21 protein-coding genes, 1 tRNA gene and 1 pseudogene are annotated in these 20118 nt (G+C 41.1%); 9 read left to right on the top strand and 14 right to left on the bottom strand.

Translation table 11 applies throughout. From position 1 onward, the window contains the following. Positions 1-8: 8 nt before the first annotated feature. The 7 genes and pseudogenes from E0H80_RS10735 to E0H80_RS10705 all read left to right on the top strand — a co-directional run. The gene (locus E0H80_RS10735; protein WP_131365671.1) at positions 9-1307 is read left to right on the top strand and encodes an NAD(P)/FAD-dependent oxidoreductase; all 1299 of its coding nucleotides are present in this window, start codon (positions 9-11) and stop codon (positions 1305-1307) included. A gap of 1 nt (position 1308) precedes the next feature. Continuing rightward, positions 1309-1860 (top strand): DUF3261 domain-containing protein, encoded by a 552-nt coding sequence (locus E0H80_RS10730; RefSeq protein ID WP_416224587.1) that lies wholly within the window; start codon positions 1309-1311, stop codon positions 1858-1860. A gap of 11 nt (positions 1861-1871) precedes the next feature. After that, a complete protein-coding gene (locus E0H80_RS10725; protein ID WP_131365669.1) occupies positions 1872-3071 on the top strand; it encodes a beta-ketoacyl-[acyl-carrier-protein] synthase family protein in 1200 nt (399 codons plus the stop codon). After that, positions 3068-3505, top strand: coding sequence for a 3-hydroxylacyl-ACP dehydratase (locus E0H80_RS10720; RefSeq protein WP_131365667.1), 438 nt, complete (start codon positions 3068-3070; stop codon positions 3503-3505). Before E0H80_RS10725 ends, E0H80_RS10720 begins: the two co-directional genes overlap by 4 nt. Further along, positions 3502-4227, top strand: a complete 726-nt coding sequence (locus tag E0H80_RS10715) for a 3-ketoacyl-ACP reductase FabG2 (protein WP_131365665.1) — start codon at positions 3502-3504, stop codon at positions 4225-4227. Before E0H80_RS10720 ends, E0H80_RS10715 begins: the two co-directional genes overlap by 4 nt. Continuing rightward, positions 4227-5447, top strand: coding sequence for a beta-ketoacyl-ACP synthase (locus E0H80_RS10710; RefSeq protein ID WP_131365663.1), 1221 nt, complete (start codon positions 4227-4229; stop codon positions 5445-5447). The genes E0H80_RS10715 and E0H80_RS10710 overlap by 1 nt, the downstream gene beginning before the upstream one ends. Positions 5448-5499: 52 nt before the next feature. Next, a pseudogene (locus E0H80_RS10705) lies at positions 5500-5616 on the top strand (excinuclease); the annotation flags it as partial. A gap of 96 nt (positions 5617-5712) precedes the next feature. Here E0H80_RS10705 and secF read toward each other — a convergent pair. The 7 genes from secF to queA form a co-directional block, all read right to left on the bottom strand. After that, positions 5713-6687, bottom strand: coding sequence for a protein translocase subunit SecF (gene secF, locus E0H80_RS10700; protein ID WP_131365661.1), 975 nt, complete (start codon positions 6685-6687; stop codon positions 5713-5715). Between the two features lie 8 nt (positions 6688-6695). Continuing rightward, entirely contained in the window at positions 6696-8597 is a 1902-nt protein-coding gene (secD, locus tag E0H80_RS10695) for a protein translocase subunit SecD (RefSeq protein ID WP_131365659.1), read from the bottom strand. A 51-nt stretch (positions 8598-8648) separates the two neighbouring features. Then, entirely contained in the window at positions 8649-8978 is a 330-nt protein-coding gene (gene yajC, locus E0H80_RS10690; RefSeq protein WP_067870533.1) for a preprotein translocase subunit YajC, read from the bottom strand. Between the two features lie 108 nt (positions 8979-9086). Continuing rightward, positions 9087-10217: a tRNA guanosine(34) transglycosylase Tgt gene (gene tgt / locus E0H80_RS10685; protein ID WP_131365656.1), complete on the bottom strand. Its 1131-nt coding sequence runs from the start codon at positions 10215-10217 to the stop codon at positions 9087-9089. A gap of 395 nt (positions 10218-10612) precedes the next feature. Continuing rightward, the gene (locus E0H80_RS10680; RefSeq protein WP_067870537.1) at positions 10613-11179 is read right to left on the bottom strand and encodes a LemA family protein; all 567 of its coding nucleotides are present in this window, start codon (positions 11177-11179) and stop codon (positions 10613-10615) included. 28 nt (positions 11180-11207) lie between these two features. Then, positions 11208-12236, bottom strand: a complete 1029-nt coding sequence (locus E0H80_RS10675) for a hypothetical protein (RefSeq protein WP_131365654.1) — start codon at positions 12234-12236, stop codon at positions 11208-11210. 25 nt (positions 12237-12261) lie between these two features. Next, positions 12262-13299 carry a tRNA preQ1(34) S-adenosylmethionine ribosyltransferase-isomerase QueA gene (gene queA, locus E0H80_RS10670; protein ID WP_131365651.1) on the bottom strand — a complete coding sequence of 346 codons (1038 nt, stop codon included), beginning with the start codon at positions 13297-13299 and terminating at the stop codon, positions 12262-12264. A 194-nt stretch (positions 13300-13493) separates the two neighbouring features. Here queA and E0H80_RS10665 point away from each other — a divergent pair. Beyond that, positions 13494-13580: transfer RNA gene (locus E0H80_RS10665), tRNA-Leu, on the top strand. A gap of 154 nt (positions 13581-13734) precedes the next feature. Continuing rightward, a complete protein-coding gene (locus E0H80_RS10660; protein ID WP_131365649.1) occupies positions 13735-14799 on the top strand; it encodes a tyrosine-type recombinase/integrase in 1065 nt (354 codons plus the stop codon). A 27-nt stretch (positions 14800-14826) separates the two neighbouring features. On the opposite strand, the gene E0H80_RS10655 is transcribed toward E0H80_RS10660, so the two are convergent. From E0H80_RS10655 to E0H80_RS10625, 7 genes are all read right to left on the bottom strand, one after another. Next, a complete protein-coding gene (locus E0H80_RS10655) occupies positions 14827-15114 on the bottom strand; it encodes a hypothetical protein (protein ID WP_131365646.1) in 288 nt (95 codons plus the stop codon). After that, the gene (locus E0H80_RS10650) at positions 15111-15305 is read right to left on the bottom strand and encodes a hypothetical protein (protein WP_131365643.1); all 195 of its coding nucleotides are present in this window, start codon (positions 15303-15305) and stop codon (positions 15111-15113) included. Before E0H80_RS10650 ends, E0H80_RS10655 begins: the two co-directional genes overlap by 4 nt. After that, a complete protein-coding gene (locus E0H80_RS10645; protein ID WP_131365640.1) occupies positions 15295-15627 on the bottom strand; it encodes a hypothetical protein in 333 nt (110 codons plus the stop codon). The genes E0H80_RS10650 and E0H80_RS10645 overlap by 11 nt, the downstream gene beginning before the upstream one ends. Next, on the bottom strand, positions 15627-16136 hold the full coding sequence (locus E0H80_RS10640; RefSeq protein ID WP_131365638.1) for a hypothetical protein: 510 nt from the start codon (positions 16134-16136) through the stop codon (positions 15627-15629). Before E0H80_RS10640 ends, E0H80_RS10645 begins: the two co-directional genes overlap by 1 nt. A 3-nt stretch (positions 16137-16139) precedes the next feature. Then, on the bottom strand, positions 16140-16583 hold the full coding sequence (locus tag E0H80_RS10635) for a hypothetical protein (protein WP_228259989.1): 444 nt from the start codon (positions 16581-16583) through the stop codon (positions 16140-16142). A 279-nt stretch (positions 16584-16862) separates the two neighbouring features. Further along, the gene (locus E0H80_RS10630; RefSeq protein ID WP_131365634.1) at positions 16863-19583 is read right to left on the bottom strand and encodes a toprim domain-containing protein; all 2721 of its coding nucleotides are present in this window, start codon (positions 19581-19583) and stop codon (positions 16863-16865) included. An 8-nt stretch (positions 19584-19591) separates the two neighbouring features. Further along, positions 19592-19987, bottom strand: coding sequence for an ogr/Delta-like zinc finger family protein (locus E0H80_RS10625; RefSeq protein ID WP_131365632.1), 396 nt, complete (start codon positions 19985-19987; stop codon positions 19592-19594). Positions 19988-20118 lie beyond the last annotated feature (131 nt).

The raw sequence follows: 20118 nt of genomic DNA, 5'->3' as shown, positions 1-20118 counted from the left end.
ACAGTGCAATGAGCCCCATGCAACACACAGATGTATTGATTATCGGCGCAGGACCATCGGGGAGTTCGGCAGCCGCATTACTGCGCCAGAAAGGCTATCAGGTCACGATTATTGAAAAACAGCATTTCCCCCGATTTTCCATTGGTGAATCATTGTTGCCGCAATGCATGGTTTTTCTCGAAGAAGCCGGGCTGCTAGATACAGTACGTGAGCATGTTGGCGAGTTTGCCTTTCAGTTTAAAAATGGTGCGGCATTCTTAAGGGGCAAGCAGCGCAGTTTTTATGACTTTACCCAAAAGTTTAGCCAAGGCCCGGGAACCACCTGGCAAGTTCGCCGTGCCCACTTTGACCATTTGCTGGCACAGCAAGCTGAAAAATACGGTACAGAAATCCGTTTTGGACATGAAGTGATTGATGTTGATGTTGCCTCAGATCAGCCAATTTTGACGGTAAAAGATGAGCAGCAAAATGTTTATCAAATACAAGGTCGATTTTTACTGGATGCCAGCGGTTTTGGCCGGATCCTGCCGAAGTTCTTAGACTTGGAAAGCCCATCCAACTTTCCGGTACGTCGTGCCGTGTTTACCCATATTGAAGATGGCATTTTAGATGATCCCAACTTTGATCGGGAAAAAATCCTGATTACGGTACATGCCAAAGATCATCGCGCCTGGTACTGGCTAATTCCGTTTGCCGATGGACGTTCATCTTTTGGTGTGGTGGCAGAGCAGGACTTCTTTGAGCAATATGGCTTTGATGGCAGTGCTGATTATGATGTTAAGGCCTTGTTGAAACGCATTCTGGCCGATGATGAAAGCCTGTCGCAGGTATTACGCAATGCCAAGTTTGATACATCGGTGCGAACACTGGTGGGCTATTCTGCCAATGTAAAACATCTGGCGGATCGTAATTATGCTCTACTGGGCAATGCAGGTGAATTTCTCGATCCAGTATTTTCATCCGGCGTCACCATTGCCTTGAAATCCTCAAGCCTGGCAATTCCGTTGGTGGATCAAGTTCTGCAAGGTCAGACGGTCAACTGGATGGAACAGTATGAGAAACCGCTGCGTGAAGGCATTCAGGTGTTCCGTGCCTATGTGGAATCTTGGTATAGCGGTGAATTTCAGGATGTGGTGTTCTCGACCCAGCAAGATGAAAATATTCGTCGCATGGTATCTTCGTTGCTTGCCGGTTATGCCTGGGATACCAGCAATCCGATTCATAAAAATGCCAAAAAACGGTTAAGTACGTTGGCGGAGTATTGCCGTGATCCGCAGCAAACTGAAACCCTCAGTAATGGTGTCTAATATGCAGCTAAAATGGTCAGCAATATTTATTAGTGCAGTGCTGCTGTGTAGTGGCTGTCAATCCCTGCTACCCAAAGCACAGGGTTTAAGCACTACCACTTGGATTGCACAAAACTACCAGCGTCAGGATCAGTTAGAAATCCAATGGAAAGAGCAGAGTTTTAGCTTTTTGCTGTATCAGCAACAGCAAGGTCAAAAGCTGGAAATGCTGGCGTTGACCCTGACTGGACAGCAATTGTTCAAGCTCAGTTTTGATGGTCAGAAAGTCCATGTTGAACAGCGTATTGAGCAAATGAAGCTGTTGCCATTTGAGTTCGTGGTACGTGATATTTTATACGCCACTTATCCGCATTTTGCCCAGTTACAGCAACAGAATGTCCGGATTGAGAATTCTGCTCAGACACAGTCGGTTTTTATCAACCAGCAGCATGTATTAAACCTCCAGCATGAAAATGATGTAATCGAATTGGATAATCTGCAAGTGCCTTATCAAATGGTCATCAGTAGTATCAACGAAAGCTTGGAAAATACAGATCTGGACAGCACTGAATAAAAGGCATGATCATGGGCGATAAAATTACGACACAACATTCTGCAGTCGGGATTCAGTTCAGTGTGGGTTTATCTGCACTCGGCAATAGCGCTGAACAGATCAAACAGGCGCTGACCACTGCACAAAATACTTTGAGTCTAGTTTCAGGATTTATCCCAGAAAAACAGGTCTGGGTCGGTGCATATCAACACGCCTTAATCGACAATATTCCAGACTTTTTACAGGATGTAGATTCGCGTAATTTACGTTTTGCTTTAACGGCTTTAAAGTCAATTGAAGCTGCTGTGAAAGCATATACTGCGCAGTTTGATCGCAAACGTCTGGCGATTATTTTGGGCACATCGACCTCGGGTATTGCAGACAATGAACAAGTTCTGAAACAATATTTTGTCAATCAGGCTGAGGTTGAAGTTCAGCATTACACACAGGAAATGGGCAGTCTGGCCAAAGCCTTGCAAATGTATCTGGGCTGGGAAGGGCCAGCTTATAGCATTTCCACCGCCTGTTCTTCCAGTGCCAAAGCCATGGCGGCAGGACAGCGTTTGATTAATGCTGACCTCGCCGATGCTGTTTTGGTCGGTGGTGTAGATACCTTGTGTCAGCTGACTCTTAATGGATTTAATAGTCTGGAAAGCCTGTCCAGCGGTCTATGTCAGCCCTGTGGTGCAAAGCGTGACGGGATTAATATTGGTGAAGCGGCCGGGCTATTTTTATTGTCCAAAGAGACCGCACCGGTGATGTTAATGGCAGCGGGTGAATCGATGGATGCCTGGCATATTTCTGCACCACATCCGGAAGGCAAAGGCGCTGCCGAGGCCATGCAAAAAGCGCTGGATATGGCCGGTGTTACAGCACAGGAGATTGGTTACTTGAATATGCACGGTACGGCAACACAGCAAAATGATGCCATGGAAATTAAAGCCGTTCAGACCGTATTTCAATCCTATGATGTTCCAGTCAGCAGTACCAAACATAAAACAGGGCATTGTCTGGGTGCAGCAGGCGCTATTGAAGCAGTAATTTGTCAGCAAGTTTTAGCAGATCAGTCATGGTTGCCCTTGCATCACTGCGGTAGCATCGATGCCGAACTGGATGAGCAAAATTATGTGCTGAATGCACAGTTAGAACAGCCGATCCAGTATGTGATGAGTAATTCATTCGCTTTTGGTGGTAGTAATATCAGTCTAATTTTTGGAACAAAACTGAAATGATGGATGCAATACAATTTATCCCGCATCAAAAGCCGATGGTGTTTGTTGATCATCTCATTGAAGCCAATGAACATTTCGCCATCGCGCAACTGGTGATTCGACCTGAACTGATATTTTGTGAAGCTGAAGGTTTGCCAACCTGGACCAGTATTGAACTGATGGCGCAGACCATCAGTACCTATGCAGGACATAAAGGTCAGATGCTTGGCTTGACACCAAAAATTGGGTTTTTATTGGGTACCCGTAAAATGCAGTTGCCTGTGCCTTATTTTGCTTTGGGGGAAACCGTGCGGATTAAAGCGGAACAAAGCTATTTGCATGAGGGGTTGGGGCAGTTTAACTGTGAAATCGAATACCGAGAGCATCGTTTTAGTGCCATGTTGAGTGTGTTTGAGCCGCCGGAAATTGAAGAAAATATTGGGAAGTCACAGTGAGTAAAAGAATTTTAGTAACCGGTTCAAGCCGTGGCATTGGTAAAGCCATTGCCTTGCAATTGGCGCAATCCGGCTTTGATGTCACCGTACATGCACGATCCAGACAGCAAGAAGCCGAACAGGTGGTACAGGAAATTCAGGCCTTGGGACAATCCAGCCATGCGCTTTTATTTGATGTGAATGACCGTGAAAATGTCATGCAATTGCTTGAGCAAGATGTGGCGGAACACGGTGCATTTTATGGGGTGGTATTAAATGCCGGTTTAACCCGTGATGCAGCCTTTCCGGCTTTAACCGACCAGGATTGGGATGAAGTCATCTCTACATCTCTGGATGGTTTTTATAATGTATTGAAACCACTGGTAATGCCGATGATTCGCTTGAAACAGGGTGGACGTATTGTGACCATGTCTTCTGTTTCAGGGTTGATGGGCAACCGCGGTCAGGTCAATTACAGCGCGGCAAAAGCTGGTTTAATTGGCGCGACCAAAGCTCTGGCGCTGGAACTGGCAAAACGAAAAATTACCGTGAACTGTGTAGCACCGGGCTTGATTGAAACCGAAATGGTGACTGAAGAAGTAAAAGAGCATGCATTGAAGATGATTCCCTTGCAACGCATGGGACAGGTCGATGAAGTGGCCAAAGTGGTGAAATTTTTATGCAGCGATGATGCCAGTTATATCACTCGGCAGGTGATTTCAGTCAATGGGGGATTGATTTGATGAAGCGTGTTGTGGTCACGGGCATGTCAGGCATTACTTCTTTAGGTGAAACGGCAGATCAGATTTTCACTCAGTTTGAACAGGGCAAAAGTGGCATTCGCTATATGCCGGAATGGGAAATCCACACTGACCTGCGCAGCAAACTGGGCGGCCCAGTCAAATCCTTTACCATCCCCAAACATTTTAACCGTAAAGTGACACGTGGCATGGGTCGAGTTGCCTTAATGTCGACGGTGTGTGCTGAAAAAGCCCTTGAAGATGCAGGCCTATTAAATGATCCAATCTTAAGCAGTGGTCAAGCCGGTGTAGCATTCGGCTCATCGGCCGGTAGCATCGATGCAATTGGCGAGTTTGGCAGCATGTTGCTTGATAACAACATGAACAGAATGAATGCCACCACCTATATCCGGATGATGTCGCATACCAGTGCGGTGAACATGACCGTGTATTTTGGCTTGAAAGGCTTGACGCTACCGACGTCGAGTGCCTGTACTTCGGGTTCTATGGCCATTGGTCAGGCCTATGAAGCAATTAAATACGGTAAGCAAACCGTGATGCTGGCAGGGGGAGCAGAAGAACTCAGTGCTGCAGGTTCTGCGGTGTTTGATGTATTGCTGGCCACCAGCGGTCAAAATGAACATCCGGAAAAAACCCCACGTCCATTTGATGCCAAACGTGATGGCCTGGTGGTGGGTGAGGGTGCAGGCTGTTTAATTTTAGAAGAATATCAACATGCCAAAGCTCGTGGTGCGCATATCTATGCAGAAATTATCGGTTATGGCAGCAATACCGATGGTCAGCATGTCACACGTCCAGATTCAGACATGATGGGACGCTGCATGCAACTGGCATTATCTGATGCGCAAATTCCGGCAGACCAAATTGACTATGTCAATGCGCACGGTACATCGACCGATCAGGGGGATATAGCAGAAAGTCAGGCTACTGCCAGAATTTTGGGCAAGAAACCGATTAGCTCTTTAAAAAGTTATTTTGGGCATACTCTAGGAGCGTGTGGCGCGATAGAAGCGTGGCTGAGTATTGAAATGATGCAACGTAGCCAGTTTATTGCGACCTTGAATTTAGAAGACCTAGATGCAGCATGTGGCGATCTGGATTACATCGTAAATCAATCTAGAAACATGCATACCGAGATCATCATGAGCAATAATTTTGCTTTTGGAGGAATTAATACCTCTCTTATTTTTAAACGGGTTTAATCACATGAGCGTAAAAATCATGCTAATGAAAAAATGAACACTTACCACTGCGTTGTGTGTGAGTGGGATCGTTTCAGCTCAGGCTGCAGATACTGCGCATAATCTGGATTTTAAAAGTGCAGTTGAGCGTGCTGTTGCAGATGGTATCTTGGATGGTAAAGATGAATTTATTTTCGATACCATTTTTACTTCAATAATAAAAAAAACCCATCCGAAGATGGGCTTTTTTATGGCAAGTTAAAGCTGATCAGCTGTCATAGCAGGACTATTTAGGAATATCTTCTTCTTCATCAAATTCAGGTTTAATCTGAACAATGAAGTCTTGACGGTTCAGACCACGCCAAAGGGCGTAGGCGGTACCGATATAAATTGAAGAATAGGTTCCGACAAATACCCCAATAAACATCGCGACAGAGAACCAATGTAAACCATCACCACCGAGGAACATCATTGCCACAACAACCAGCAATAAGGTCATTGAGGTATGAATGGTACGACGTAGCGTTTCTGTCAAAGAAATATCGATAACTTCCCGCGGGCTTGCGCCACGGATCTTGCGGAAATTTTCACGAATACGATCCGATACCACAATATTATCGTTTAACGAGAAGCCTAAAAGTGCCAGAATTGCCGCCAAGACGGTTAAGTCAAACGGCCATTGCATCATGGCAAAAACACCCACTGTTACCAGCACGTCATGGAATAACGAAAGCACCGCACCTACAGCCAGCTTGAATTCAAAACGAATCGTGACGTATACCAGCATTAAAAGTAATGCCAGTGCCACAGCACCTGCAGAGCGCACATACAGCTCATTTCCGACTTGACCACCGACTGAATCTACTTTATGTACTTCAGCAGTATTGTTCGGTAATTGCGCGGCTTTGGTAATTGCGTTACTCAAGTCTTCCACTTCAAGATCTTGCGGAGGCATACGCACCAAAAGATCTTTGTTGCTGCCGAGGGTTTGTACCACGGCATCTTTAAAACCGGCTTGCTCTAAAGCTTTAACCACTTCAGACTGGTTGGCAGGCTGTGCATAGTTTAATTCTGCAGAGACACCACCGGTAAAGTCTAAACCCAAGTTCAGACCTTTGGTCACAATAAAAAACAGGCTTGCAATCGTCAGGATGATGGAGAAAATTGCCGCTGGTTTGGCAATTTTCATAAACGGAATTATGCGTTCATCATCAGGACGACCGTATTTTTTTGAATCCAGTTGAGTCATATCAGTCATCATAGATCTCCTTAAATGCTCAACTTCTTCAAGTTACGTTTTTTGCCATAAATGAGCTGTACGATTGCACGGGTTACTGTAATTGCAGTAAACATCGAGCAAATAATACCGATCATTAAGGTTACGGCAAAGCCTTTGATTGGACCTGTACCGATGGCAAAAAGAATAAACGCAACCAGGAACGTGGTTAAGTTGGAGTCAAAAATGGTGTTATAGGCTCGATCATAACCCGCGACAATTGCCTGTTTGGGCGAGGCTCCCCATTTCATCTCTTCCCTTATTCGCTCACAGATCAGTACGTTGGCATCGACCGCCATACCAATGGTGATCACGATACCGGCAATACCTGGAAGGGTCAGCGAAGCACCAATCCACGACATGACAGTCAGGATCATCGCTAAGTTGGCAATCAGGGCAAAGTTGGCGATTACACCGAACAGGCGGAAGAACACCACCATCCAGATTGCAACCAGAAGGAAACCGATTTGAGTCGATAACACACCCTTGTCAATATTTTCTTGACCCAGGCTCGGACCGACTACACGTTCTTCAACAAAGTACATCGGTGCAGCCAAAGCGCCTGCACGAAGCATCAGCGCAAGTTCAGCCGCTTCTTGTGGCGAATCCAGACCGGTAATACGGAATTGTGAACCCAGTACGGCTTGAATGGTTGCCGCATTAATCACGACAGATTCTGCATAAGGCGTCCGTACTTCAGTTTGTGCACCGGTTACAGGATCGGGTACATAGCTGATTTTCTGCTTGTTCTCGATAAACAATACTGCCATGCGTTTACCAACCGCAGTGCGTGTTGCATCTGACATTAGCTTGCCGCCAGCGCTGTCTAAAGTAATATTTACTTCAGCACCACCGCCATCTTGGCTAAAGCCACTTGATGCATTTTGTACACGTTCACCGGTCAGTATACGGTTGCGGTTAAGCAGTAATTCGCGACCACTATCCAGTGATTCATAAGCAAAAAGTTCTGTACCCGGAGGTAATGCCTGACCTGTCGATTTACCGGTATACGGATCGATATATTGGTCATTCAAATCAGAAACCAGACGGAATTCCAAGTTCGCTGTACGACCCAGGACACGTTTTGCTTCAGCAGTATCCTGAACACCCGGAAGTTCAACCACAATGCGGTTGCTACCTTGGGTTTGAACCAATGCTTCCGCTACACCTAACTCGTTAATACGGTTACGTAAGGTGGTTAAGTTTTGATTCACCGCATACGACTGAATTTCTTGCTTGCGTACATCGGTATAGTTCAGGCGTAAAGTTGAACCCGAGCTTGATGCAATCGCCTGCTGAGTATACTCATTGCCATTGCGACGCAAGAAGTCCATGACCGCATCACGATCACTGTTATTGGCAAACTGCACAGTAATGGTGTTGTTATTCAAAGCCAGGCTATTGAATTTCAGTTTGTTGTCACGCAGTTGACGACGCAAATCAGTCGCAGATGTTTCCATACGTTGACTTATGGCTTTGTCCATATCCACTTCTAATAAGAAGTGCACACCACCACGTAAATCCAGACCCAACTTCATTGGTTTAGCACCAATTTTTTGCAGCCATTCAGGAGTGGTTGGAGCCAGGTTTAATGCAACAACATAATTGTCACCCAGTCCACGACGCAATACTTCTTTGGCTTTTAATTGGGCTTCTGAAGAATCGAGACGCAAAAGGGCAGCATTATTGCTAAAGCTGTTGTCATGGCTTGGAATTTTTTCACTTTCTAATAATTGCTCTGCTTTTTGTACGATGCTTTGGTCAATTTGGGTACCGGCTTTGGCACCCGAAATTTGAACAGCAGGTTCATCGGGATACAAACTAGGCAGGGCATATAATGTACTGATCATCAAAACCACGACGATCAGCAGATATTTCCATGCTGGGTAACGCATTTATTTTCTTCTTAAAATGAAAAAGTCGTGCGAGAGCACGACTATTTTTGATTAGAGATTATTTAATGTGCCTTCAGGAAGAACTGAAATCACACTTGCACGCTGAATTTTTACTTCTACACCACGACTTAATTCAACCACTGCAAAATCACCTTCAAGTTTAGTGATTTTGCCCATTAAACCACCGGCAAAAACCACTTCACTGCCTACACCTAGGCTTTCAACCAGCGTACGGTGTTCTTTAGCACGTTTTGCTTGAGGGCGCCAAATAAGGAAATAGAAAATTGCGACAAATACTGCAATCATCAAAAGGTTGGTGACCAAACTTGGCTGGGTTGCAGCTTCACCCGCTGCGTGAGCAGTAGAAATAAAAAGGCTCATTTCATTTTCCTAAAATAAAAAAACTGTATATCAACAAATATGATGATAAATAAAATAACTTGTTCAGCAATTTACCCTGTCTTTTTCTTCAGCGCAAATACTGAAAGATTAATCTTCAGGGCAAGGAGGAACTTCTAAACCGCGACAGGCATAAAATTCTTGGACATATTGATCAAAAGTACCATTATCCAACGCATCGCGAATGTCTTGTGTAAATCTTTGGTAATAACGCAGGTTATGAATGGTACCCAGCATAGAACCGAGCATTTCACCGCATTTTTCCAAATGGAATAAATACGAGCGAGTGAAATTCTGGCAGGTATAACAGTCGCATTGTGGATCAAGCGGACTTTGGTCATGACGATATTTGGCATTACGAATACGCACCAAACCATCTGTCACAAAATAATGACCGTTACGTGCATTACGGGTGGGCATCACGCAGTCAAACATGTCGACACCGCGACGGATCGCTTCTACGATATCTTCCGGTTTACCCACGCCCATTAAGTAACGTGGCTTGTCTTCCGGCATTTTCACCGGAAGATAATCCAGTACCTTGATCATTTCTTCTTTCGGTTCGCCGACCGAAAGGCCGCCAATGGCAAAACCGTCAAAATCAATTTCTTTTAAACCATTCAGGGATTCATCACGAAGGTCTTCATACATGCCACCCTGAATAATACCGAACAGGGCATTTTTATTTTTAAGCACATCATGATGTTGCGTTTTACAACGTTTTGCCCAACGTAAGGATAGCTGCAATGATTTTTGCGCTTCTTCATGGGTTGCAGGATAAGGCGTGCATTCGTCAAAAATCATCACGATATCAGAATTCAAGGTATGTTGAATATCCATTGAAATTTCAGGTGATAAAAAGACTTTAGAGCCATCAATCGGCGAGCGGAAAGTTACACCATCTTCTTTGATCTTGCGCATTGCACCCAGACTAAACACCTGGAAGCCACCTGAATCGGTTAAAATCGGTTTATTCCATTTCATGAACTCGTGTAAACCACCATGTTCACGAATCACATCTAAACCTGGACGTAAATACAGGTGGAAGGTATTACCCAAAATAATTTGCGCTTTAATCTCTTCAATATCGCGTGGCAGCATGCCTTTTACGGTACCGTAAGTACCGACAGGCATAAACACAGGCGTTTCAATCACGCCGTGTTCAAGTGTTAACCGACCACGACGGGCACGACCCGACTGACCTAGTTTTTCAAACTTCATAAAATATCCTGAACAAGAGCAAAGCACTGCGTGCAGTGCAAGAGCGAATAAACAGTTCGCCGCTAAAAGTTGGCTATTTTCCTAGATTACGCACATAAACGCCAGTGTTGTCGAATTTTAACTTGATACTTTACTTATAAAGCAATATTGGAAGAGTGAGGCTGCTCCAGCAAAGTCTAGGTGGGGCTGGCATGATAAAAATTTTCAATCCGTTCTAATCTTTCATTTTTTAAGGTAAAGCGCTTCAAGCAATGCATATTTGAGAAGAACCTATGTTCTAACATGATGATTATTTTTTATGTGAAGCTCGTATTTTTTAATGAATGTTTTTTTAGTTATAGATTTGGACTTCTTGCCGTTATTGCTAGATGGTGAATGCAAGAAGTCCTGATGGATTAAAAATTAGGACGATAGTCAAAATTTTGGGTAACCGCTTGATCCCGAAAGGGACGAATGGCTTTTTTACCCAGGGTCATGGTATTGACGATGTTATTGGGGAAAATCTGAATATGGTTATTAAACAGCTCTACATTACGGTTGAAAATGCTAATCGCTGCACCGACATTTTCATTTTGTTCCTCAATTTCATTCATCATTTTTAGATAAATTTCATTGGCTTTCAGTTCGGGATAGTTCTCAACTACTACATTTAGACTACGCATCAATTCTTTATTCAAGCTTTCGATGCGTTGTAATTGCGAGACATCGGTATTATTGACATTCAAATTTAAAATATTCTGACGCAATTCAGTCACTTTTTCTAAAGTGCCTTGTTCAAAACTTGAATATTGCTCAACCAAGGGTTGCAGACCATCCAGAATTTTAATTTTCTGACGTTCATAGCTGGCCACATCTGACCAGGCGCGGATAGACGCATTGTGATGACGAACGATATTATTGCGGATCATGATACATGCGACGACTACGGCAATAATCAATAGCAAAAAAATTAACAACCCCATGTATATGTCCCCAAAACATTCATTATTGCTATTTTAAAAAGTGCGTTAAATCACGCTGTAAGTTCTCTAAATAAGGTAATTTAAAAGTACGTAAGTGTCCACGTAATACAGAAATATCTTGAATATTTTTGGCTTGTGTTGATATTTTAAATAAATCGGCAGGGCCTAAAAAGCATAAGGTATGACTAGTCGGATGGAACATTAAATCACCGTGACGCTGGGCAAAAAAATCAGCCAGTTTCAGTACAAATGCCGGTGAAAGTAATTTTGCAGTTTGCATTTCATTGCTGCCAAAAATATTTAATTTTTGATTGGTCTGAATATCACTGGTGTGCCAGGGAAAGCTATAAGGATAATAAAAGTTCTTGCCTGCCGTGGTAATTGCAAGTCCCTGGATTTCTACATCAAAAACAAAGACGCCCCATAAATCCTTGTGTACTTCTTTAACTTTGACATCACTGCCATCTTTATCACGGACGCGAACTTCATTAACATAATGGTATTGAAAGACCATGACCTGATGTTGTTTGCCTTCCTCATCTGTCCAGACTGTGCTGGCATAATAGGGAATCTCGTTAGCGAGGGTGCCCTGATTAAACACCGGAAATAGCTGTTTTAAATGTGCAATGAATAATAGCGGTTGCAGCGGAACAGAAATATGTTGCGGTTGCTGCCGGAAGGCGAGCTGGTATTTTTTAGCAATGGTCTGTTGTTCTAAATATTCAATCACATCATCAATCGGTTTTTTATCTTCATAACTGATATAAGCCCAGAACATCATCAATAGTCCGCTCACCAGACAAAGCTGGAGCCAGATATTGGTCGGGCCAATAAAAATCAGCAGCATAAAAAAAAGTCCTAGCGCAGCTAACAACAGCGGCAGGACATTTTCAAATTTAAGCACAATCGGTGCATTCCACGGATGCAAACGATCTAAAATATCTTGCTGGGTTTGGGCCTGACGACCAATTTCCCAAAGCCGCGCAATATTCTGAAAAACCCGTTCATTTTTTTTACGTCGAATATGAATCGAATGTTGAACAGTATCGAACGGCATGGTGTGCTTCTTTTATCGGTAAATATTAAGGCGTAATTTTATCAATCAGCATGGCATCGCCATAACTAAAGAAGCGGTATTTTTCTTCCACAGCATGATGATAGGCATTCAAAATATTATCACGATTGGATAATGCCGAAACCAGCATCAATAAGGTGGATTCAGGTAAATGGAAGTTGGTAATTAAACGGTCCACCACTTTAAAGTCATAACCTGGATAGATGAAAATTTGGGTATCACCTGTCCACGCATTTAATGTGCCACCATGCGCTTGAGCTGCACTTTCAATGGCACGGGTTGCTGTGGTTCCGACCGAAATGACTTTATTGCCACGGGCCTTGGTTTGACGAATCAGTTCAACCGTATGTTGTGGAACATCACACCATTCGCTATGCATGATGTGATTTTGAATATCATCCGTACGTACGGGTAAGAAGGTGCCTGCCCCGACATGAAGGGTGACAAAGGCTTTTTGAATACCTTTAGCTTCAAGTTTTTCTAACAAGTCTTGGTCGAAGTGCAGGCTAGCCGTGGGTGCTGCGACACTTGCCAGTTTGGTCGGATCATTAAATACCGTTTGATAGCGCTCGGTATCAATGGCTTCTGCTTCACGGTTGAAATAAGGCGGAATCGGCAAAGCACCGTACTGATCCAGAACTTCTAGAATTGGTTGTGAAAACTCGACAATAAACAAGTTTTCGTGACGACCTTGCACTGTTACTTTTACCGCATCTTCACCCATAAAAAGTTCAGCACCTGCTTTAGGTGAGTTGCTGGCTTTAATGTGGCAATGGGCAATAAATTTGTCCTGCATCCGTTCCACTAAAACTTCAACAGCACCACCAGAGGCACGTTTACCTTTTAAGCGTGCTTTCATTACTTTGGTGTCATTTAAAATTAGTAAGTCACCGGCATCGAGTAAATCAAGAATGTCAGTAAAATGACAATCGTGGTATTGCCCTTGATGATCCAGGTGCAAAAGGCGTGAAGCACTACGGGTATTTAAAGGGTAGCGCGCAATGAGTTGGTCAGGGAGATCAAATTTAAAGTCGGAAAGTTGCATCTTCAATGTATAAAAATAAGAAAAACGTCCGCATTATAGTCCTGAAAAGGGCAAACGAGATGATATCTGATGCTTTTTAAGACAAAGTTTTTGTTTTTGCTATAAAAGTGATCAATTGAATGAATTAGATAATTGACAATTCAGAGTTTGATAGTAATATAGCCACCACAAGCTAATGCGCTTGTAGCCCCTTTCCCGAGGTGGTGAAATTGGTAGACGCGGCGGACTCAAAATCCGCTGTCAGAGATGACGTGTCGGTTCGAGTCCGACCCTCGGGACCAGATATAGAATAGTAATATTCTCCAAAGCCCCGAAGCCTTTATATACAAGGCTTCGGGGCTTTGTCGTTTCTGGCATTTGTGTTTTTTTTAAGTATTTTTAGCTATTTTTAGTTATAAGTACCCACACATAACCCACACGGATTTGGACGAAGAAATGTATAGATCTATTTATCAAACTAGGAATGGTAAATGGCGAGTAGAGGTCAAAGTTGATGATGTTAGAAAAACAAAAGTTTGTGAAAATGAAACGGCTGCAAAAAATTGGGCAAAAGAAACAGAAAGAAATCTTATTTTAAATAACCAGACTTTAGCAGCGTTAAGATCCGATATTATTATCACTTTATCTGAAGCACTTAATCGTTATGCAATTGAAGTTTCAAATTTTAAGAAGACTGGTAAAAAAGAAAAACAGCGAATTGAATATTTTAAAAATACTTTACCTAATGTAGATTGGCCACTTCAAAAATATAAGTCTGAATTTTTGGCTGAATATCGTGATTCTGTTATGAATAGATCTATTCGACCATTAAAGGCGAGTACAGTTTTGCGTGATTTTTCTACACTGTCTGCAATTTTTGAATGGTGTATTGAAAAAAAATGGATAACAAATAATCCTACCCATAGTGTAAAAAAACCTTCAAAACCTGCACATAGAGAAAGACGTATAGAATTAATTGAAGTAGAAAAAATATTGGCTGCTTTAAAATATGTTCCTGGTTCTGTACCACAAACAAAAATGCAAGAAGTAGCTCTCATTTGGTTAATTGCTTTGGCCACGGGTATGCGATCGGGGGAGATAGTAAATCGTTTACCGAAACAAATATTGCTTTCAAAACGTCAAGTTATTTTACCTGATACTAAAAATGGAACGAGTAGAAAAGTTCCATTGGATGCTTTTGCTGCACATTTATGGTCACTGGCTATGAAAATTGACCGTAAAAATTCGCCTAAAGTTTTTACTGTGAGTGATTCTTCTAGAGATGCACTTTTTAGGAAAGCGAGAAAATCTGCTGGGCTTGAAGATAGTGATTTAACATTTCATGATTCGAGGCATGAAGCTGCTAGTTTGATGGCTAAACGTTTAAAAAATGCTTTAACTTTATGTAAGGTTTTCGGGTGGAAAGACCCTAAATTTGCTTTGGTTTATTACAATCCAACCAATGAAGAAATTGTCGATGAACTTGATCAGTCCAATGGTTTAAGTAAATTGATGGTATGAAAAAAGCCACCTGAAGGTGGCTTTAATTTAATGGTAATTTATAGTGGATTTATCAAAGGCCATTGCGAACTTGATGACATCAGTTGCTTTCCATCGTGGTACTGTTCTGTTGCTATCTGCAGAAGTGGGTAAATCTCGACTCGGTGGGAAATTTCCATTGGATATGATGTGGCGTTTTGCATATTCCAATGAGTACTTAAAATATCCTGCTATATCATGTTCATCCCAAAGCTGATGTTCAATTGGAATAATTGGTTTCGCATCTAAAATTTTGGTCATCTTTAATAAATATTTTTCTAAAATAGCCTCATTCATGCGGCTTGCTCCATCCTTTTTGTTTCTTGGCGTTGCATCACTGCAATTTTTGCATATACAGCTCTACAGTCTCGACCTAGTACTTCTGCAATAAAGTTCAATGGATATTTGTCTTGAAGTAGAGATATTAAGACACGTTCTTCACATGGCCACCAACCGCCACGTACTATCTTAAAAATATTACGTTTCATCTTTTTTTTGCTCTATATTTTCAACTGAAAACTCATCGACATATATATCTTGAATGTCATAAAAACACTCCCTTTCAGCATTCTTTAAATCGCTTTTTCTCCAGGGATGATGAAAGACACCAAATACATCATTGTTGCAATTGGTATAACCCCAAAGAATTAAACGACCTGCTTCTTTGTAGACATCATTAGAACTCTTGACATCAAAACCACAATAATTAATGCCTTCAATATCTTCAGGTGTAGGATTGGCTAAATTTTCTGGAAGTTCGATTTCAATCTCAACCTCAACAGTTAGTTTTACTAATTTTTTGACTCCCATTATATATTCTCCAATCCTTGTTTTTTTCTTGCTTTTTCCTCGACTTTCTCTTGAATACATTCCTCAAGATGCTGAATACATTTGGCTTTGGAATTGAAAGGGCCTTGCCAACATTCATTGAAATAGATATCCCACTCAACTAGGCCATGTTCTTCAATACGGTCTATTTGAACTCTTCCAAAAAACGGAACATCATGAGCAAACCAATGTTCATTATCATCAGTACCGAATTTAATTTTAGAATTCTGGGCTGCTACTTCAGTTTGATAAATACCTTCAGCATGTTTTATAAGGTTTGCTACAGGTGTACCTTTCATAAACCAAGTTTGATCAATCATGCAGTCATTTTCTAAAACCTGAGGCTGGGAATCACGAGTTACCCAAGTCAACCAACAAAGTTGAGTTTTTTCGTCTTCATAAAGTTCTAGTTCATCATCCCAAGTGAAATCATTTAGATCTAGGCGCATTGCTTCTTCAAACTGTAAATTTATATCTACCTTAGTATTCATCGACTACGCTCCTAAAACAGCAGTGCTTGGGTTTACTGGTTCAAATTCAAACGCATCATCGTTAACATGATTACAAAAATTGAGGTTTGTAATTTCGAAACAATTAGAATTCCATCCTTCATTGGTAAAAATAGAATTAACGCCATATTTTGGATGAAGCAAAGTACTGTTATGTTCATAGCACCACCAAAAAACCTTACGCCCTATCATTTTCAATATGACAGCAACAATATTTCCATTGTTATCTTCAAGTCGATTTTGATTATTCGACCAAAAGTTATTGTGCTCATGCAGTTCTACATCAGTACATTTGATAACAACGGTAAATTCCAAATCACATGTATCTTCATGCCAGTTATCTAACTTCACTTTAAAAGTACGTGGTTCACACAGTAAATATTCAGGGATACCAAAATTAACGCCATGAGTAGTCTCATATTCCTCAATTGCGGTTTTTAATTTTGATAAGTCGTAAAGACGCTGAAATTTGTACTGTGAAAAATCAGGTATATCATTATGATACCCACTTGTCTTAACCCAATATTTAGCACCATCTGGAGAGTTTCTGATAACATCCTTTGCCTTTTTTAAGTCAAATTCTTTTATAAAATTGCTCTCAGGTAAAATATAATTTACGTTAGAATCTTGTTGCATTGTTTAGTCTCCTGACTTGGTGGTGTAGCACATACAGAAGTGGCAGCTTTTGTATGTGCATTTATTTAATTGTTAGTTTTTGAATTGATAAGGATTACTAAAAATCCAACATTTGACATTACGTTCCACAGCTACATCCGTTTTCACCTGTTTGAATTCGTCCACAGGGAAACTGTTAGTACGAACTTGTTTGTTCATTTCTATAAAGCGGTATTTCTTGCTTGATCTAAGCAATGTCCGCATCTCATTGATGTCGTGAAGTGATTGATAATTACGAGCTGCAGCTTTGTAGACTTCATTTAAATTTATGGCCACGGTAGCATCGTTATGACGATGGTGATTTAAAGAGAAGTTACTGTTAGCAGTTGAATTATTGATGTACTCAAATACCTCCCAAAATTGTTTTACGAGAATGTGATCGTCAGATAGATCTTCCATTCGTTTTAATGCCATTTTTTCCATAAAGGCTTTTGCATCGCATATTTCTTCAAGATCTATAACGCCTTTGAGGACGTGCTCCGCAATTGCATCAATCATGGCTGAAACTTGTGCATGGCAAAGGGCAATACGAGTATGTGTAACACCGCTCAGGTGATATTCCTTTTCTATTTCTTCGAATTTTTGAAAGAAAGTATCAAGTATTTTTTCTTCTTGTTGGAGGCAGACTGTCATATATTTTGAAGCCTCATCTAAAGTGATCCCATATAAACGGTTAGCAATTAATTTCTTTTCATAAGTATGGCCTTGCATATCAACATAGATGTGAAGGGTACGGCTTAAAACTGCTTCAGAAGCATTAATGGGATCATTCTGACTAATCATAATGGCTCCGCGAAATGGAGGCTCATAGGTGTCATTGCCGGTAGTTTTTAAGCCACGAGAACGAATATTCTGTCCGTTATAAGCATCCTTTAATTCATCCCAATCAAACTTCTGTTTTACTTGTTTCTGGTCTGATTTTCTGTCTCCTTCAATGAATACCACAGGTAGATTTGATACCTGGGCCATAGAACGGTGAACGGCTGGAACTGAAGAGCTATTTGGATTGATACCTTCTTTTGCACCGACCCTTCCAGATAATTTCCACATGAAGTCAATTAAAGAGGATTTACCAGACCCTGCTTGTCCGACAAATTCCATAAAAGGATAAGAAGAATGTTTTTCGCGAATCTGCTCTGCGAAAAATGAACCAGTCCACCATGCTAATAAAATTAAGCCTTTTTCATGGTTGATTTTATAAAAGTCTTGCCACCAAACTGGTGTAAAAGGTTTGTCATTAAGTTGAATTACTGGACTACTTGAAAGACTTTTCAAATCTAATCTGCCTGCTTTAAAAAAATCATGGGAATTAATGTGGATAACTTTGCCTTTATGCACAGCATGTTTATTAAAAATGTATGTTCGATGCTCTTTGCTGTAACCAATAAAATCGATAGTTTTAACTTCTTTTAAATGGGCAGGATCTGTTTCTCTCTGAGCAATAGATTGAAGTTGCTTTTCAGATCCTGTCCACCAAACACCAGGTAATATCCCGAGTAATCGATTAGTAAAATTCGGCTTAGATGTAATTTGTTCAGGTGAAAAAGTAGACTTAACTTGATTCCTTTCATCATTTTGAATTTTAAAGTAGTACCAGGACTCATCCGTAATGATATTTCTTTGAAAATACAATCCTTTGAGGACTGCATTACAGATCATTTCAACTTTAGCTGCACGTTTAAGTGCCTCTTGTTCGGCCTTATTGGAATCACCAATATTTTCATATTGAACTTTGTACTCTTCTTCGTATTTATCACGATTGAGGCTGAACCAATAGGTTTTGAAATGATGAGTAAAAGAAAAGTTATTTAATTTTTGATCATAAAAATTATAGATTAACTGTGCTGCCTCTTGGGCAGTCTGGGTGATATGCAATTGACCATAATGACGAAAACGTTTTAATTGATCGGCATGATCTAAAATTCTTCGTTCATAAAGATCATTCCAGTCTAAGTCTGATTCATTCTTTGAAACTGGCAAAGCAGCAGTAGAATTCCATCCTTCCTCTACAGCTTGCTGGTGATACTTTAGAGTAGCTTTACGTCCAGCTGTGTCATTGTCGAATGCCCAGACAAGAGTGGGTAACTTTTTAAGTTTAAGCTGTTCACAACGTTCTTTTATTTTCTCCAATAATTTGCTTGGATAATTATTTGAAGATAATGTCGCTGCACTGGTGATATTGCTAAAGCTGAGGGCAATGCTATTAAAAATACCTTCAGTTAGCCATATTTCTTTAGAAATACAAAGATCATCAAATTTTTGATGATACGTCCAATATAAGCCAGTAACCTTTCCAGAAATATTTGCTTTACGTTTACCAAAGCGTTCAGGCCGATCTATGAGCCGTTCCCAAAATACATTTTCTTCAATTTGAAATCTTACAGTTGCACTATAAATCCCAGGAAATAGATATTCATTAACATAAGTTTCTTGAGTATAGCGACCTGAAAGTTTCGAAATATCGAACCCACGATTCTGAATTAAGTATGCATCAGCACTCGCATTGGGATTTGTAGATGTCTTAGGAAAGTCCTTTGACCAATCTTTAAATAGATCTTCGCATATCTCTTTTACATGTTCTTCATAACCGCATTTATTCATGCGACCACATTTCACAATACGCGGTGTCTCTGCATGCGTGTATAACTCTTTTTCATTACACTCTGGGCAGCGACCTTCGCGATACCATTCCCCGACTTTTTTAAAGTTAAAAAGTTGATTCAGTTTGTCATCAATACGACGTTGAAGATCCATTTAAAAACCTATAAAAGTTTAATTTGTTGTAAACGATGGCGATATGTTGATGCTCTAGTCAGGTCAATAGTCGACGAATGAAATAGGGCAGAAATGAAACCTTCAACATAGTTTTTTTGATGCTCGTCAATTTCGGTTTGTACTTCCAAACTTGCTAATTGATGTTCCAGTTCTGTTTCCCACTGACGTTTATGCTGTGGTAATCCTGTTTGAACTTCTGGGTTTGGGTTAATACTGTTTTGTACGGGTCTCACCATCTCCAAACTTGCCGCAAAACTGGCAAGACATTGATCATTGCGACAAGACACAATTAACTCATGTAACAGAGGAGATGGCTTTTTACGACTTGATACATGCATACGCGTACTACAATGCGGACAATAAAAACCAATAGATTTACTCATCGTTCAATACCCCTTTTTCATTTTGAAACGACTTGGAGCAATCACATTTGAAATTTGAATGTGAAAATGAACCAATGTCATGCATGTCAGCTCCCGACACTCACCTACATAACCTCGTGGCTCTTCTTTAA

This window comes from Acinetobacter sp. ANC 4779 (assembly GCF_004331055.1).
Classification (GTDB): Bacteria; Pseudomonadota; Gammaproteobacteria; order Pseudomonadales; family Moraxellaceae; genus Acinetobacter.
The sequence above is the reverse complement of the archived record's forward strand: the minus strand, read 5'-3'. Positions and strand labels throughout refer to the sequence as shown.